This is a genomic window from Streptomyces canus (genome assembly GCF_030816965.1).
GTDB classification, from domain to species: Bacteria; Actinomycetota; Actinomycetes; order Streptomycetales; family Streptomycetaceae; genus Streptomyces; species Streptomyces canus_E.
This window is the reverse complement of record NZ_JAUSYQ010000002.1, coordinates 414,231-426,706: the sequence shown is the minus strand read 5'-3', so window position 1 is coordinate 426,706 and position 12,476 is coordinate 414,231. Positions and strand designations below refer to the sequence as shown.

14 protein-coding genes are annotated in these 12,476 nt (G+C 70.6%); 8 read left to right on the top strand and 6 right to left on the bottom strand.

The window, feature by feature from the left end:
- Positions 1 to 36: 36 nt before the first annotated feature.
- Genes QF027_RS02905 through QF027_RS02895 form a run of 3 tightly spaced genes read right to left on the bottom strand, consistent with a single transcriptional unit; the run spans position 37 to position 1,718 of the window.
- Entirely contained in the window at positions 37 to 942 is a 906-nt protein-coding gene (locus QF027_RS02905) for a PfkB family carbohydrate kinase (RefSeq protein ID WP_307072400.1), read from the bottom strand.
- A 25-nt stretch (positions 943 to 967) separates the two neighbouring features.
- Positions 968 to 1,105, bottom strand: coding sequence for a hypothetical protein (locus QF027_RS02900; RefSeq protein ID WP_307082779.1), 138 nt, complete (start codon positions 1,103 to 1,105; stop codon positions 968 to 970).
- 16 nt (positions 1,106 to 1,121) lie between these two features.
- Positions 1,122 to 1,718, bottom strand: a complete 597-nt coding sequence (locus tag QF027_RS02895; protein ID WP_307072398.1) for a TetR/AcrR family transcriptional regulator — start codon at positions 1,716 to 1,718, stop codon at positions 1,122 to 1,124.
- A gap of 149 nt (positions 1,719 to 1,867) precedes the next feature.
- On the opposite strand from QF027_RS02895, the gene QF027_RS02890 reads away from it, so the two are divergent.
- Both QF027_RS02890 and QF027_RS02885 read left to right on the top strand, forming a co-directional pair.
- Positions 1,868 to 2,887 (top strand): aldo/keto reductase, encoded by a 1,020-nt coding sequence (locus tag QF027_RS02890; RefSeq protein WP_307072396.1) that lies wholly within the window; start codon positions 1,868 to 1,870, stop codon positions 2,885 to 2,887.
- Positions 2,888 to 2,927: 40 nt separating this feature from the next.
- Positions 2,928 to 3,845: an LLM class flavin-dependent oxidoreductase gene (locus QF027_RS02885; RefSeq protein WP_307072394.1), complete on the top strand. Its 918-nt coding sequence runs from the start codon at positions 2,928 to 2,930 to the stop codon at positions 3,843 to 3,845.
- Here QF027_RS02885 and QF027_RS02880 read toward each other — a convergent pair.
- Both QF027_RS02880 and QF027_RS02875 read right to left on the bottom strand, forming a co-directional pair.
- Positions 3,808 to 4,716, bottom strand: a complete 909-nt coding sequence (locus QF027_RS02880) for a glycoside hydrolase family 16 protein (RefSeq protein WP_307072392.1) — start codon at positions 4,714 to 4,716, stop codon at positions 3,808 to 3,810. The two genes, QF027_RS02885 and QF027_RS02880, sit on opposite strands and share 38 nt — an antisense overlap.
- Before the next feature lie 172 nt (positions 4,717 to 4,888).
- Positions 4,889 to 5,206: a hypothetical protein gene (locus tag QF027_RS02875; protein ID WP_306986281.1), complete on the bottom strand. Its 318-nt coding sequence runs from the start codon at positions 5,204 to 5,206 to the stop codon at positions 4,889 to 4,891.
- 376 nt (positions 5,207 to 5,582) lie between these two features.
- Here QF027_RS02875 and QF027_RS02870 point away from each other — a divergent pair, with 376 nt between their 5' ends.
- From QF027_RS02870 to QF027_RS02860, 3 genes are read left to right on the top strand one after another with little or no spacing between them, the layout of a single operon-like run.
- Positions 5,583 to 6,803, top strand: a complete 1,221-nt coding sequence (locus tag QF027_RS02870; RefSeq protein WP_307072389.1) for a PP2C family protein-serine/threonine phosphatase — start codon at positions 5,583 to 5,585, stop codon at positions 6,801 to 6,803.
- Positions 6,804 to 6,845: 42 nt separating this feature from the next.
- On the top strand, positions 6,846 to 8,456 hold the full coding sequence (locus QF027_RS02865; RefSeq protein WP_307082256.1) for a sensor histidine kinase: 1,611 nt from the start codon (positions 6,846 to 6,848) through the stop codon (positions 8,454 to 8,456).
- Entirely contained in the window at positions 8,453 to 8,899 is a 447-nt protein-coding gene (locus tag QF027_RS02860) for a response regulator (protein WP_307072387.1), read from the top strand. Before QF027_RS02865 ends, QF027_RS02860 begins: the two co-directional genes overlap by 4 nt.
- 14 nt (positions 8,900 to 8,913) lie before the next feature.
- On the opposite strand, the gene QF027_RS02855 is transcribed toward QF027_RS02860, so the two are convergent.
- Positions 8,914 to 9,645: a TioE family transcriptional regulator gene (locus QF027_RS02855; protein WP_307072384.1), complete on the bottom strand. Its 732-nt coding sequence runs from the start codon at positions 9,643 to 9,645 to the stop codon at positions 8,914 to 8,916.
- 58 nt (positions 9,646 to 9,703) lie between these two features.
- Between QF027_RS02855 and QF027_RS02850 the strand changes: the two genes are divergently transcribed.
- From QF027_RS02850 to QF027_RS02840, 3 genes are all read left to right on the top strand, one after another.
- A complete protein-coding gene (locus tag QF027_RS02850; RefSeq protein ID WP_307072382.1) occupies positions 9,704 to 10,906 on the top strand; it encodes an erythromycin esterase family protein in 1,203 nt (400 codons plus the stop codon).
- Positions 10,907 to 11,132: 226 nt separating this feature from the next.
- Positions 11,133 to 11,906 (top strand): chitosanase, encoded by a 774-nt coding sequence (locus tag QF027_RS02845; RefSeq protein ID WP_307082254.1) that lies wholly within the window; start codon positions 11,133 to 11,135, stop codon positions 11,904 to 11,906.
- 104 nt (positions 11,907 to 12,010) lie between these two features.
- Positions 12,011 to 12,475 carry a hypothetical protein gene (locus QF027_RS02840; RefSeq protein ID WP_373431034.1) on the top strand — a complete coding sequence of 155 codons (465 nt, stop codon included), beginning with the start codon at positions 12,011 to 12,013 and terminating at the stop codon, positions 12,473 to 12,475.
- The last annotated feature ends 1 nt before the right edge of the window (position 12,476 follow it).

Below are 12,476 nucleotides of genomic sequence, written 5' to 3'. Positions count from 1 at the left end.
CCGTGCGTCAATGGAACGGGATAGATCCGATGTCCCTCATCGCCCTCGCATCCAGGCCCGGGTGCCGAACGAGGCACACGCCCGCGCGGCCACCGCCGCCGCGGCGCGCAGGGCTTCGCCGAAGCCGTACGGGGTCAAGTCCCCCTGAGTGGCGAGGCGATGGGTGAGCGCCCCGTGGAGGACGTCACCGGCGCCCAGCGTGTCCGCGACCCGGACGGCAGGTACGTCCACGGTCCCACTGCCTTCGGGGCTCGCCCACTCGATGGGCCGCGCTCCGCGACTCACCGCCGACCAGGCCACCCCGTGTTCCCTCAGGAACCGCAGGACGTCCGCCGGGGTGTGCGTGCCTGGGGGCCGGAAGTCGTCCGAGCAGACGGCCACGTCGATCGACGGCAGCAGCTCCTCCGTACCGGCCTTCCAACTGCCCCCGTCGAGCACCGTCTTCCGGCCGACGGCACGCGCGGCGCGGGCGATCGCCGTCGCCAGCTCCATGTGGTGGCCGTCGAACTCGACGATGTCGCAGGCGGCCAGCAGCGCGCCGAGATCGTCGGGCGGCGTGAGCCGGTACCCGCTCGCGTTGGTCGACGCCACGGCGCGGTCCCCGCTCGACTCGGTGACCAGAATGGACGACACGGCGGGCGGGTCGGCCGAATCGGCGGCCAGGTCGGACACGCTGACCCCCAGCTTCCGCAGGTCCGCCGCTGCCGCGACCCCCAGCGGATGGGAACCGATCCCGGTGAGCAGCCTGGCCCCGCCACCCAGATGGCTGAAGGCCACGGCCGCGTTCGCGGCAGGACCGCCCGCGGCCACCACCTGCTCACGAGCCGTCACTTTCTCGTCGGACGACGGCGCATGGTCCACGAGCTGGATGACGTCCACCGTGCACAGGCCGACGAACAGCCCTTGAGGTCGTCGGCTGTTCGTCGGCTCCACCTTGTGCACCTCCTCCTCCTCGCAGCCCCGTGCCTCAGCCCGCCGCCTTGTCGGCACGCGAGCCGCGGCGCGCCGACGCCTTCACCTCCTGGGCGCGCTCCTTCATCGCGGAGCGCTCCTCGTCGGTGAACGTCTCGGTCTTCCTGGTCGTCTTGCTCGTACTGGCCGCCATGACGGTTCCTCCTGGTCTACGGATGGTCGGGGACATCGGCCGGCAGACGCAGACCCGCGATGAGGATCCGGACCAGCCGCCGCGGGTCGTAGTCGGGATCGCTGTCCGCCCCGATGCAGAGGTTGCCGACCCCGCGCATCAGCTCGTACGCCCCGACGCCGGAGCGGATCTCGCCGGCCGCGGCCGCGGCGTCGAGCAACTGGGTGCACACGGGCACGAGGCGGTCGAGGAAGTAGGCGTGCAGCGTGTCGAAGCCGGAGTTGTCGGACTGCAGGACGCCCGCGAGCCCGTGCTTGGTGACCAGGAAGTCGACGAAGAGGCTGATCCACTGCTCCAGCGCTGCATGCGCCGTCGCGCTGCTCGCCAGCAGGGCGGGACCTGCCTCGGCGCAGGCGTCGACCTGGTGCCGGTAGACGGCGATGATCAGGTCCGACCGGGTGGGGAAGTGCCGGTAGATCGTGCCAAGGCCGACACCGGCCTCGGCGGCGATGTCACGCACGGGTGCCTCCACGCCCCTGGTGACGAACACCGCGGCGGCCGCGTCGAGCAGGGTCTCCTTGTTGCGCCGGGCGTCCTTCCGGCGTGGGGCCGCGCGCCCTGGGTCGTCGTTCACCGTGCCGTTTCCTCCGTCTCCTTGCAAAAACGGAACAGTGTTCCGTATCGTTACCGGAACGAGGTTCCGTTTGTTCATGATGGCAGAGCGGAGCCCCGCCACCAAGCCATGCCCTGCCGCACGGCTGCACCCGTCATGGAGGAACATTCATGCAGTACCGCACATTGGGCCGCACCGGTGTCCAGGTCAGTGCCCTCGCGCTCGGCGCGATGAACTTCGGCAGGATCGGCCGCACCACCCAGGACGAGGCCACCGCGATCGTCGACGCCGCTCTCGAGGCAGGCATCAACGTCATCGACACCGCCGACATGTACGGCGACGGCGAGTCGGAGGAGATGGTCGGCAAGGCCGTCGCCGGCCGCCGCGACGACATCGTGCTGGCCACCAAGGCCGGCATGCCCATCGGCAACGAGCGCAACCACCAGGGCAGTTCACGCCGCTGGCTGGTCACCGAACTGGACGCCAGCCTGCGCCGCCTCGGCGTCGACCATGTCGACCTGTACCAGATCCACCGCTGGGACCCGACCACCGGCGACGAGGAGACGCTGTCGGCCCTCACCGACCTGCAACGCGCCGGAAAGATCCGCTACTTCGGCTCTTCCACCTTCCCCGCCCACCGCATCGTGCAGGCCCAGTGGGCCGCCCGCGAGCACCGCCTGGGCCGCTACGTCACCGAACAGCCCAGCTACTCCATCCTCCAGCGCGGCATAGAGACCCACGTCCTGCCCGTCACCCAGGAGTACGGCCTCGGCGTCCTGGTGTGGAGCCCGCTGGCCTCGGGCTGGCTGTCGGGCGCGATCCGCGCGGGCCGGGACATCACCACCCACCGCTCGGCGATCCTGCCCGCGCGATTCGACACCACGATCCCCGCCAACCGGACCAGGCTCGACGCCGTCGAGCGACTGGCCGAGGTCGCCGACGAGGCGGGACTCACGCTCATCCAGCTCGCACTCGGCTTCGTGACCGCGCACCCCGGCGTGACCAGTGCCCTCGTCGGCCCCCGTACGGTCGATCACCTGCGCGCCCAACTCGCCGCTGCGGACACCGTCCTGACCGACGACGTGCTCGACGCGATCGACGAGATCGTCGCCCCCGGCACCGACCTGGCCCCGGACGAGAAGTACGACACCCCGCCCGCGCTCCTCGATCCGTCACTGCGGCGCCGCTGACCGCCGGGGGAGACCCCAGGACGAAAGGGACCCAGTTTCCATGCCGCACCGACCACCGCCCAGCTTCGGGCTCATGACCGCCCCCATGCAGGTCGACTACCACGACATCCTGCGGGTCTGGCGTGAGGCCGACACCATCCCCGCCATCGAGCACGCCTGGCTCTTCGACCACCTCATGCCGATCGGTGGCGATCCTGACGGACCGGCCTACGAAGGCTGGACCCTCCTCGCGGCCCTGGCCGCCCAGACCCGACGACTACGGCTCGGAGTCATGGTGACCAGCAACCGCTTCCGGCCACCCGCGATGCTGGCCAAGATCGCCACAACCGTCGACGTGGTCTCCGGCGGCCGGCTCGACTTCGGCATCGGCGTCGGCTCCCGCCCAGACCACCCCCTGGCCCGGCGCGAGTACGAAGCGCACGGCCTGCCCTTCCACGACTCCGCGCGAGCGGTGAGCGACCTCGCGGAAGCGTGCACGCTGATCAAACGCCTGTGGACCGAGGAGAAACCCTTCGACCACCACGGCACCCACTATCACCTCACCGGAGCCTTCGGCAACCCCAAACCGGTCCAGCGCCCCCACCCCCCGATCCTCATCGGCGGCCGCTCGTCCGCGACCCTGCGCATCGCGGCCCGACACGCCGACCTGTGGAACATTCCCGGCGGCGACATCGACGACGTCATCCGCCGCAGCGCCCTGCTGGACCGCTACTGCGGGGAGATCGGCCGCGACCCGGCCGAGATCACCCGCTCGATCCACGTGCCGGTCTCCTACGACCGTCCGGGCTCCACCCGCGACGCGATCACCGAGGCGATCGACGCGGGCTTCACCCACCTGGTACTCGGCCTGCCGTCGCCCTACCCCGCCCACGTCGCCCGGTGGGTCACGGACGAACTCATCGACCCGTCCGTCCGACCCGTCACTTCCAGCCGTAGGCATACGCCGCGACCCACGTGATGTCGAGCTGCGCGCTGCTTCCCGGTGCCGCCCCCGGGCCCTCCAGAGCGCTTTCGTTCTGGAGTACCCAGGACAGAGGACGGTCCGGCACGTCGCGGGTGTCATGACCCGTCTGCCGGCCGTCGACGAAGAACCGCACGTGGCCCGGAGTCCACTCGGTGGACACGGTGTGCCACCGCGTCCAGTCGTCGCTTCCCGGGAAGTAGCCCTGCTCACCGCCACCACAGGGATGGTGGAAGGAGCTGAGGGAGCCGGTCCACTCGCCTTCGGGATGGTCCATCTCGCAGCCCCCGCCGTAGTGCAGCCACGCGGACTTGTAGCCGGGCGCGAGTTTCGTGACCTTGATGCGGGCGCTGTACTTGCCGTACTTCATCTGCATCACCGCACGCGGCACCACCGCCGCGGCATGCACGGGGCCGCCTTCGGCGGGTCGCCACATCCGCACGGACATCCTTCCGTCGCCGTTCGCCGCGGGACCGACGCTCACCGTGTCCTCCGGGTGGTGGACCCCCACCACATCCCGCCCCCGGCTGGCGGCCGTGTCGGGCCAACCGGCGGGATACGCCCACCAGTTGTCGCGGTACTTCCCCTTCAGGCCCCCGCAGTAGGCCGCGGAGGTGTCGACGTCGTGCTCGCAGTCGCTGAACGAACCCAGTGGCACCCGGTCGCCGTTGAAGTCCTCGGCGAGGACCTGCCAGAAGGGCCCGCAGTCACCGCGGGGCAGGTGCGCTGCGGTGGTGCGGCAGGCGTCCGCCGGAGCGGGTGCCCCGTCGGCCCGGGGGAGGCCCAGGAGGCCGCCTCCCACGAGCAGGAGGCTCGAGACCATCACCAGGATGCGCTTGTGGTGGTGCGGCGCTGCGTGTGAACCCATCCCGAGGCTCCTTCAGGCGGCCGACGTCGGGCGCCCTTGCCGCGCGGGGCACCGAAAAGGCCAACCGCGGCGGGCGGACCGCGCTTTCGCGAAGGAACATCCTCGCCCGCCCGACTCCGCGGCGCCATCCCCCGGACAGGCCGGGAACCGGACGGCCGCTCCGGCGCCTGCCTCAGAACCCGCTGTCGATGCCCGTCACGACCGCCGCGCCCAACGGCGAGTCCTCCTCGGCCAGGCCGCTGTCACGCAGGGCCCGGGAAACCAGCCGTACCGCTTCGGCCTCGGCCTGCGACCGGTCGGCGGCCTCGACCTCGACCCGGGCGGCGAACATGCCGTCCTCCTCCACGGTCAGCACACTCAGTTCCTCGCTCTCCCCGAGATCCGTGTTCCTGGGGTCCTGAGGCCGGAGCCTTCGCCCGATGTCCGAGCAGACGCTGTCGGGGACTCCTCGCAGGAACGTGCCGGGGACGGTGATGACGTAGGTGGTCACGGCGACTCCTTTCTGACGTCCTACCCGGTTCCCCGTGAGGCCGATCGGAACCGAAGGCCCGGGGAAGAGCCCTCGGATGTGGAGAAGGTGTGTCGCGGAAGGTCGTTTTCTGGACCTGCCCCTGCATGGTGACGCCGGTCGGGGGTAAACGCGGCCAGAACGACTGCGATCTCGGGACGGGCGACGATGAGGACGGCGATGAGGGCTGACGCAGGCAGGGCACTGCCACAGGCGGAGGACCCCGCGCGGTGCAGCGGCGGGCCCCCTTGCCTTCTTGGTGACATGTGAAGATCGGATCGTCGCTCTGACTGCGCTCCCATCGTTGTGCTGGGCAACGTCTGGAGGCAGACGACACGTATGGGAGGTCGGAACCGCAGTGATCTCGGGGACTGGGGCTGCCGAGTTGGTGTCGGCGACGGCAGCCGGTGCCGAGACGGCGTGGGAACACTGGGAGCCGTCGGTTCTCCTCGTGGAGGACGATCCCGGCGACGCGCTGCTCGTGGAGGAACTGGTCGCCGACGGCGCCGTGAAGATGCGGCTGCGATGGGTGCGGTCGATGACCGAGGCCGCCGACGTGCTCGCCACCGAGAAGCCCGACTGCGTCCTGCTCGACCTGCATCTGCCGGACGCTCATGGTCTTGAGGCGGTCTCCTTGGTCCAGGGGCTGGCCGAGCAGGTCGCCATCGTGGTCCTCACCGGGCTCGCCGAGGAGCAGACCGGCCTCGCCGCGGTCGCGGCCGGTGCACAGGACTACCTGGTCAAGGGCCGGGTGGAGCCCGAGCTGTTCGGGCGGGCGGTGCGCTACGCGATCCAGCGCAAGCAGACCGAGCAGGCGGCGGTGGCCCTGCAGGCGGGCGCGCTCCAGGCACAGGAGAACGCCCGACTGGAACGGGGACTGCTGCCTCGACCCCTCCTGCGCGCCGAGGGCGTCGAGGTCGTGGCCCGCTATCGGCCCGGACGCGCGCAGACACTGCTGGGCGGCGACTTCTACGACATCGTCCAGAGCGCCGACGGCACCCTCCACGCCCTCATCGGGGACGTCTCCGGCCACGGCCCGGACGAAGCGGCCCTGGGAGTCGCCCTGCGGATCGCCTGGCGCACCCTCGTCCTCAGCGGCATCACCGGCGCGCAGCAGATGGCCCGGCTCGAGGAGCTGCTGATGGCCGAACGGGCCCGTGACGAGGTCTTCGCGACCCTCGTGACGCTGGCCGCCGTCCCGGGAGAGCAGCAGGCCCACGTCGTACGAGCCGGTCATCACGGCCTGCTCCAGCGCACCGGAACGGATGTGGAGTGGGTGGAGGTGCCCGGCGGACCGGCCCTGGGCATGGTCCCCGGCGGCGCGAGATGGCCGACCGCACAACTGCCGGTTCCGGCGGGAACGTCGGTGGTGCTCTTCACCGACGGCCTGTTCGAGGGGCATGTGAGCCGTGGCTCGGAACGCCTCGGCGAGGAGGGGCTGCTGGCGCTCGCCCGCGAGGGCGCCGCGCTGGATGCGGAGGCCTTCGTGGACCGGCTGATCGAGAAGGCCGAGAGCCTCGCCGAGGCGCGGGGCGGCCTGGCCGACGATGTGGCCGTCGTCCATCTGAACTGGAACTGAGTGAGCGGGAGCGTGGTGTCGGAGCGCATGGTGAGGCGAGGAATGGGCGCGTTGTGGATCGGACGCCGGCTGACGGTGCAGGGCTGGTTCTGCCTGGCTCTGGCTGCCATGACGCTGCTGGTGGTGGTCGGCAGCGTGGTCGGCGCCCACCTGCTCGGCCGGACGGCAGAGGTCAGCGACCAGCTGCTGCGCCGCGTCCAGCCCGCCCAGACCGAGGCGTACCGGCTGCAGGCGGCGCTGGTCAACCAGGAGACGGGCATCCGCGGCTACGCGATCGCCGCCGACCGGCAGTTCCTCGACCCGTACACGCAGGGCAAACAGGCCGAGGCGGGCTCGGCCGCCCGGCTGCACGAGTTCATAGGCGACCGGCCCGAACTGCTGGCGGACCTCAAGGCGATCGAACGCCAGGCGGCCGACTGGCGCCGCAGCTACGCCGAACCCCTCGCCGCCTCGGTCACCCCGGGCCGGCCGAAGCCGCTGGACGAGCAGAAGGCCGATCAGGGCAAGAGGGAGTTCGACCGGCTGCGCACCTTGTGGAACAAGCAGAACACCGACCTGGCGAAGGCGGTGGAGGAGGGCCGCTCCCACCTCGCCCATGAACGGAAGGTGCGCGACTCGGTCCTGGCCGGCATGGTCGCCGCCTTCCTGTTGGCCGGCGTCGCCTGTGCCGTCCTGGTCCGGGTCCTGGTGACCCGCCCCCTGGAGGCGCTGGGCACCGCGTCGAGGCGGGTGGCGGGCGGCGACTTCGCGTACGTCATCACCGCCGGCGGCCCGGCCGACCTGACCGCGGTGGCCAACGCTGTCGAGGGCATGCGCTGGCACGTCGTGGCCGAACTCGAGGCCTCCCGTGAACAGGAGCAGGAGCTGACCCGGCAGGCCGCCGACCTGGACGCCCAGGCCGAGGAACTGCGCCGCTCCAACGCCGAACTGGAGCAGTTCGCCTACGTCGCCTCCCACGATCTGCAGGAGCCGCTGCGCAAGGTCGCCTCCTTCTGCCAGCTGCTGGAGAAGCGCTACGGCGACACGCTCGACGACCGTGGTCGGCAGTACGTGGACTTCGCGGTCGACGGGGCCCGGCGCATGCAGGTCCTCATCAACGACCTGCTCACCTTCTCCCGGGTCGGACGCGTCAACGACGCCCGGGTGCCGGTCGGTCTCGACCAGGCACTGGACAAGGCCCTGGCCAACCTCGGGACGGCCGTCGAGGAGTCCGGCGCCCGCGTCGACCGCCCGGAACATCTGCCCGAGGTCGTCGGGGACCCCACCCTGCTGGCCATGCTCTGGCAGAACCTGGTCGGCAACGCCCTCAAGTTCCGCGACCCCGACCGCACGCCGCACGTGTCCATCACCTGCGGAACCGACCCCGACGACCCCGGCAGCCTGCTGATGACCGTCACGGACAACGGCATCGGCATCCCGGAACCGTTCACGGAGAAGGTGTTCATCATCTTCCAGCGGCTGCACGGGCGGGACGCCTACGGTGGCACCGGAATCGGTCTGGCACTGTGCAAGAAGATCGTGGAACAACACGGAGGCAGGATCTGGATCGACACCGTCCACACGGACGGCACCCGCTTCTGCTTCACCCTCCCGTCCATCACCGAAAGCCCGGAGACATCCGGCATCGGCACCGAGGAAAAGGCCCTGACATGACCACCCCCGCCGCCAGCCCCATCGACGTGCTCCTCGTCGAGGACGACCCCGGCGACGAGCTGATGACTCGTGAGGCCTTCGAGGACAACAAGATCGGCAACACGCTCCACGTGGTCCGGGACGGCGAGGAAGCACTGGACTTCCTCTACCGACGCGGCGACCACACGGACGCGCCGCGGCCCGACCTGATCCTCCTCGACCTCAACCTCCCCAAGTACGACGGCCGTCAGGTCCTGGAGAAGATCAAGTCCGACCCGGAGCTGTCCCACATCCCGGTCGTCGTCCTCACCACCTCCGCAGCCGAGGAGGACATCCTGCGCAGCTACAAGCTCCACGCGAACGCCTATGTCACCAAGCCGGTGGACCTGGACCAGTTCATCGCCGCGGTCCGCCAGATCGACGACTTCTTCGTCCAGGTCGTCCGACTGCCACGCCACTTCTGAGGCCACGGCCGGGGTCATCCGCGTTCGCGGAGGTACGCCTCCAGCTCCGCCGCCCCGGCCAGCATCGCCCGTCCGCGGGCGGACAGCCGGCCGTGCCAGTCGCGCAGTGCGGCGCCCAGCGGCTCCAGCCCTCCGGCCTCCCGCACCTGCGCGATCAGCGGCGCGATCTGCTCCAGCCGATAGCCGCCCCGCCTGAGCTGATGGGTCAGCCGGGCGTCCCGTACGTCGGCCTCGTCGTAGACGCGATACCCGGTCAGCGCGTCGCGCCGCGGGCGCACCAGCCCAGCGCGCTCCCATTTGCGCAGCGTCGCGGGCCGGATCCCGAGCTTGGCTGCCAGCGGCCCGATGAAGGTGCCGCCGGGCCCCGCCGCCACGGCGGCCTGGGACACCGCGCCGGCCTCCAGGTCGCGCAGCGCCCTCTCCACGGCCTCGAGGGTGCGCCGGTCGTCGAGGAGCTGGACATGGCTCTCGGCGATGAGACGGAACGCCTCCTCTGCAGCGCTCTCGTTCACCGCCCGCATGATCGACGTCGCCGTCCGGTGGCCGTGGCCGGGCACCAGGGCGAGGAAGGCGCGCAGGGCACCCGCGTGCACTGAGGTGTAGGCGCGGTAGCCGTGCGGCGTACGACCGGCGGCCGGGAGGATGCCGGCCGCCTCGTAGTTCCTGATCGCCTGGGTCGACAGACCGTGCCCGCGCGCCAGATCGATCGGCCTGAGCCGACCCTCGCTTTGAAGCTTTTCTCCCACGTCAGCGATGATATCGCGAAAAAGTCTCAACCGAAGGTTCAACGATAGCGTTGAAGGCATGGCGACTGACATCAAGGACACCGCCCAGGCCGTCGACGCTGCCGCCGTCATGGGACTGCTCCCGGCCCGGCCCCGGCTGCTCGCCCTCGGCGAGCCCACCCACGGCGAGGACACCCTGCTCGAACTGCGCAACGAGCTCTTCCGCCAGCTCGTCGAGCAGGAGGGCTACCGGACCATCGCGATCGAGAGCGACTGCATGAGGGGCCTGGTGGTGGACGACTACGTCACCTCGGGCACAGGCACCCTCGACGAGGTGATGGAGCACGGATTCAGCCACGGCTGGGGCGTCTGTGCGGCCAACCGCGAACTCGTGCGCTGGATGCGCGCTCACAACGAGGGCCGGCCCGTGACCGAGCGGCTCCGCTTCGCCGGCTTCGACGGCCCGCTGGAGATCAGCGCCGCCGCGAGCCCCCGGCAGGCCCTCATCGCACTCCACGGCTACCTGGCGGCCCGGGTGGACGCGGATCTGCTCCCCTGCACCGCGGAGACGCTCGACCACCTGCTCGGCGCCGACGACCGGTGGACCGATCCCGCCGTGATGAGGGACCCGTCCCGGTCCGTCGGGCAGTCGGCCGAAGCGGGCCGACTGCGTCTGCTCGCCGACGATCTGGTGACGCTGCTCGACGTCCGGACACCCCACCTGATCACGGCGACCTCCCGGGACGACTGGGAGCGGGCGCGCCTGTACGGCCGCACCGCGACCGGCCTGTTGCGCTACCACCACTCGATGGCCGACACCTCACCGACCCGCATGACGCGCCTGTGCGCGCTGCGGGATTCGATGATGGCCCACAACCTCCTCGCCGTCGCCGCCCGGGGCCCGGCACTCGTCCATGCCCACAACTCCCATCTGCAGCGGGAGGAGAGCGCGATGCAGACGTGGGAAGGGCGGGTGGAGTGGTGGAGCGCCGGTGCGCTGGTGACCGCCCGACTCGGCGCGGAGTACGCCTTCGTGGCCACGGCTCTCGGCACGATCCGGCACCAGGGAGTGGACACACCGCCGCCGGACACCGTCGAAGGACTCCTGTACGCCCTCCCGGAGGACCCCTGCCTCATCGACGCCCGGCAGCTGGCCACCGCACTCGCCGACACACCGCCCGCGCCCCGTGAGTCCCCCTGGTTCGGCTACGCCCCGCTCGACCCGGCCCACTTGGCCGCCTGCGACGGCCTCGTGTTCGTCAAGGACGCCCTGCGGAGCTAGCCCCCTTCGATCGCCGGCCGAACTCACGTCTTGCTGAACATCATTCGTTCGAACCTACGAAGTTCTCCCTGTAGGGGTTACTGCGCGCGCCTCGCACTGGTAGGAAACGTTCCTAACAATCAGGTCTGGACCAACTCTCCACCCCCCACCTCCACTTGGAGTCCCCGTGGAACCTGACACAGTGCCCCCGGCCGCCCACACCTCGCGCCGCACCCTCCTCGCTCTGATGGGAGCGGCGACCTGCGGCGCCATGTTCAGCCCCCCGCGCGCCGCGGCAGCGCCCGCGGCCGCCGTGGGCCTCGACGACCCCGCGAAGAAGGAGATCGCCATGAAGCTGGTGTCGAGCGCGGAGAACTCCTCGCTCGACTGGAAGGCGCAGTACAAGTACATCGAGGACATAGGTGACGGCCGCGGCTACACCGCCGGCATCATCGGCTTCTGCTCCGGCACCGGAGACATGCTCGACCTCGTCGAGCTGTACGCCGACCGCAAACCCGGCAACGTCCTCGCCAGGTATCTGCCGGCACTGCGCCGCGTCGACGGCAGCGACTCGCACGACGGCCTGGACCCGAACTTCCCCGACGACTGGCGCAAGGCCGCCCGGGACACGGTGTTCCAGCAGGCGCAGAACGACGAACGCGACCGCGTCTACTTCAACCCCGCCGTCAGGCAGGGCAAGACGGACGGCCTGCGTGTGCTCGGTCAGTTCGCCTACTACGACGCCATCGTCATGCACGGCGACGGCGGCGACGCGACCAGCTTCAGCAGCATCCGCCGCCGGGCCCTGCGCCAGGCCAAGCCCCCGGCGCAGGGCGGCGACGAAACGACGTACCTGAACGCCTTCCTGGACGCACGCGTGTGGGCGATGAAGCAGGAGGAGGCGCACAGCGACACCAGTCGGGTCGACACCGCCCAACGCGTCTTCCTGCGCCAGGGCAACTTCGACCTGAACCCGCCACTGGACTGGAAGGTCTACGGGGACAGCTACCGCATCGGCTGAGTCAGGGCAGAGGTCACGGCCCGGTGCGTCACAGCACCGGGCCGTCACCGGGCCGCGGTGAGGTGTCCTGGCGACGCCCGCTGTGAAAAGGCTCTCGACGGAGCGTGTTTGCCGTCGAAGCGAGCGGTAACGCGTTGTCCATGAGTGAATCGAACGAGCAGACGAACCAAGATTCCGCGAGCACGCAGACCGCGGCGGCGAAGGCCCGCCGTACCACGGCGAAGGCCACCGCCCCGGCGTCCAAGGCGGCGAAGAAGGCGGCCGCGAAGACCGATGACGCTGCGTCAGCGGGCAAGGAGGCGACGGAGCGGACGGCCGGCACGGCGAGTGGGGCCGCGCAGACCGCCGCCAAGAGCGTCGAGGCCGGCCGCCGGACCGTCATCGCCGCCTCGGGGCAGGCCGCGGCCGTCGCCAAGACGGCCTGGACGGTGATAGCCCAGCGGAAGCTCATCGCCGCGGGCGTGGGTGCCGGCCTGACCGCGCTGACCGCGACGTCGTACGCAGCCGGCCGACGCGCCGGGCGCCACGTGCACGGTCCCATCACCCGCTTGACCGGTGGGCGGATCTGAC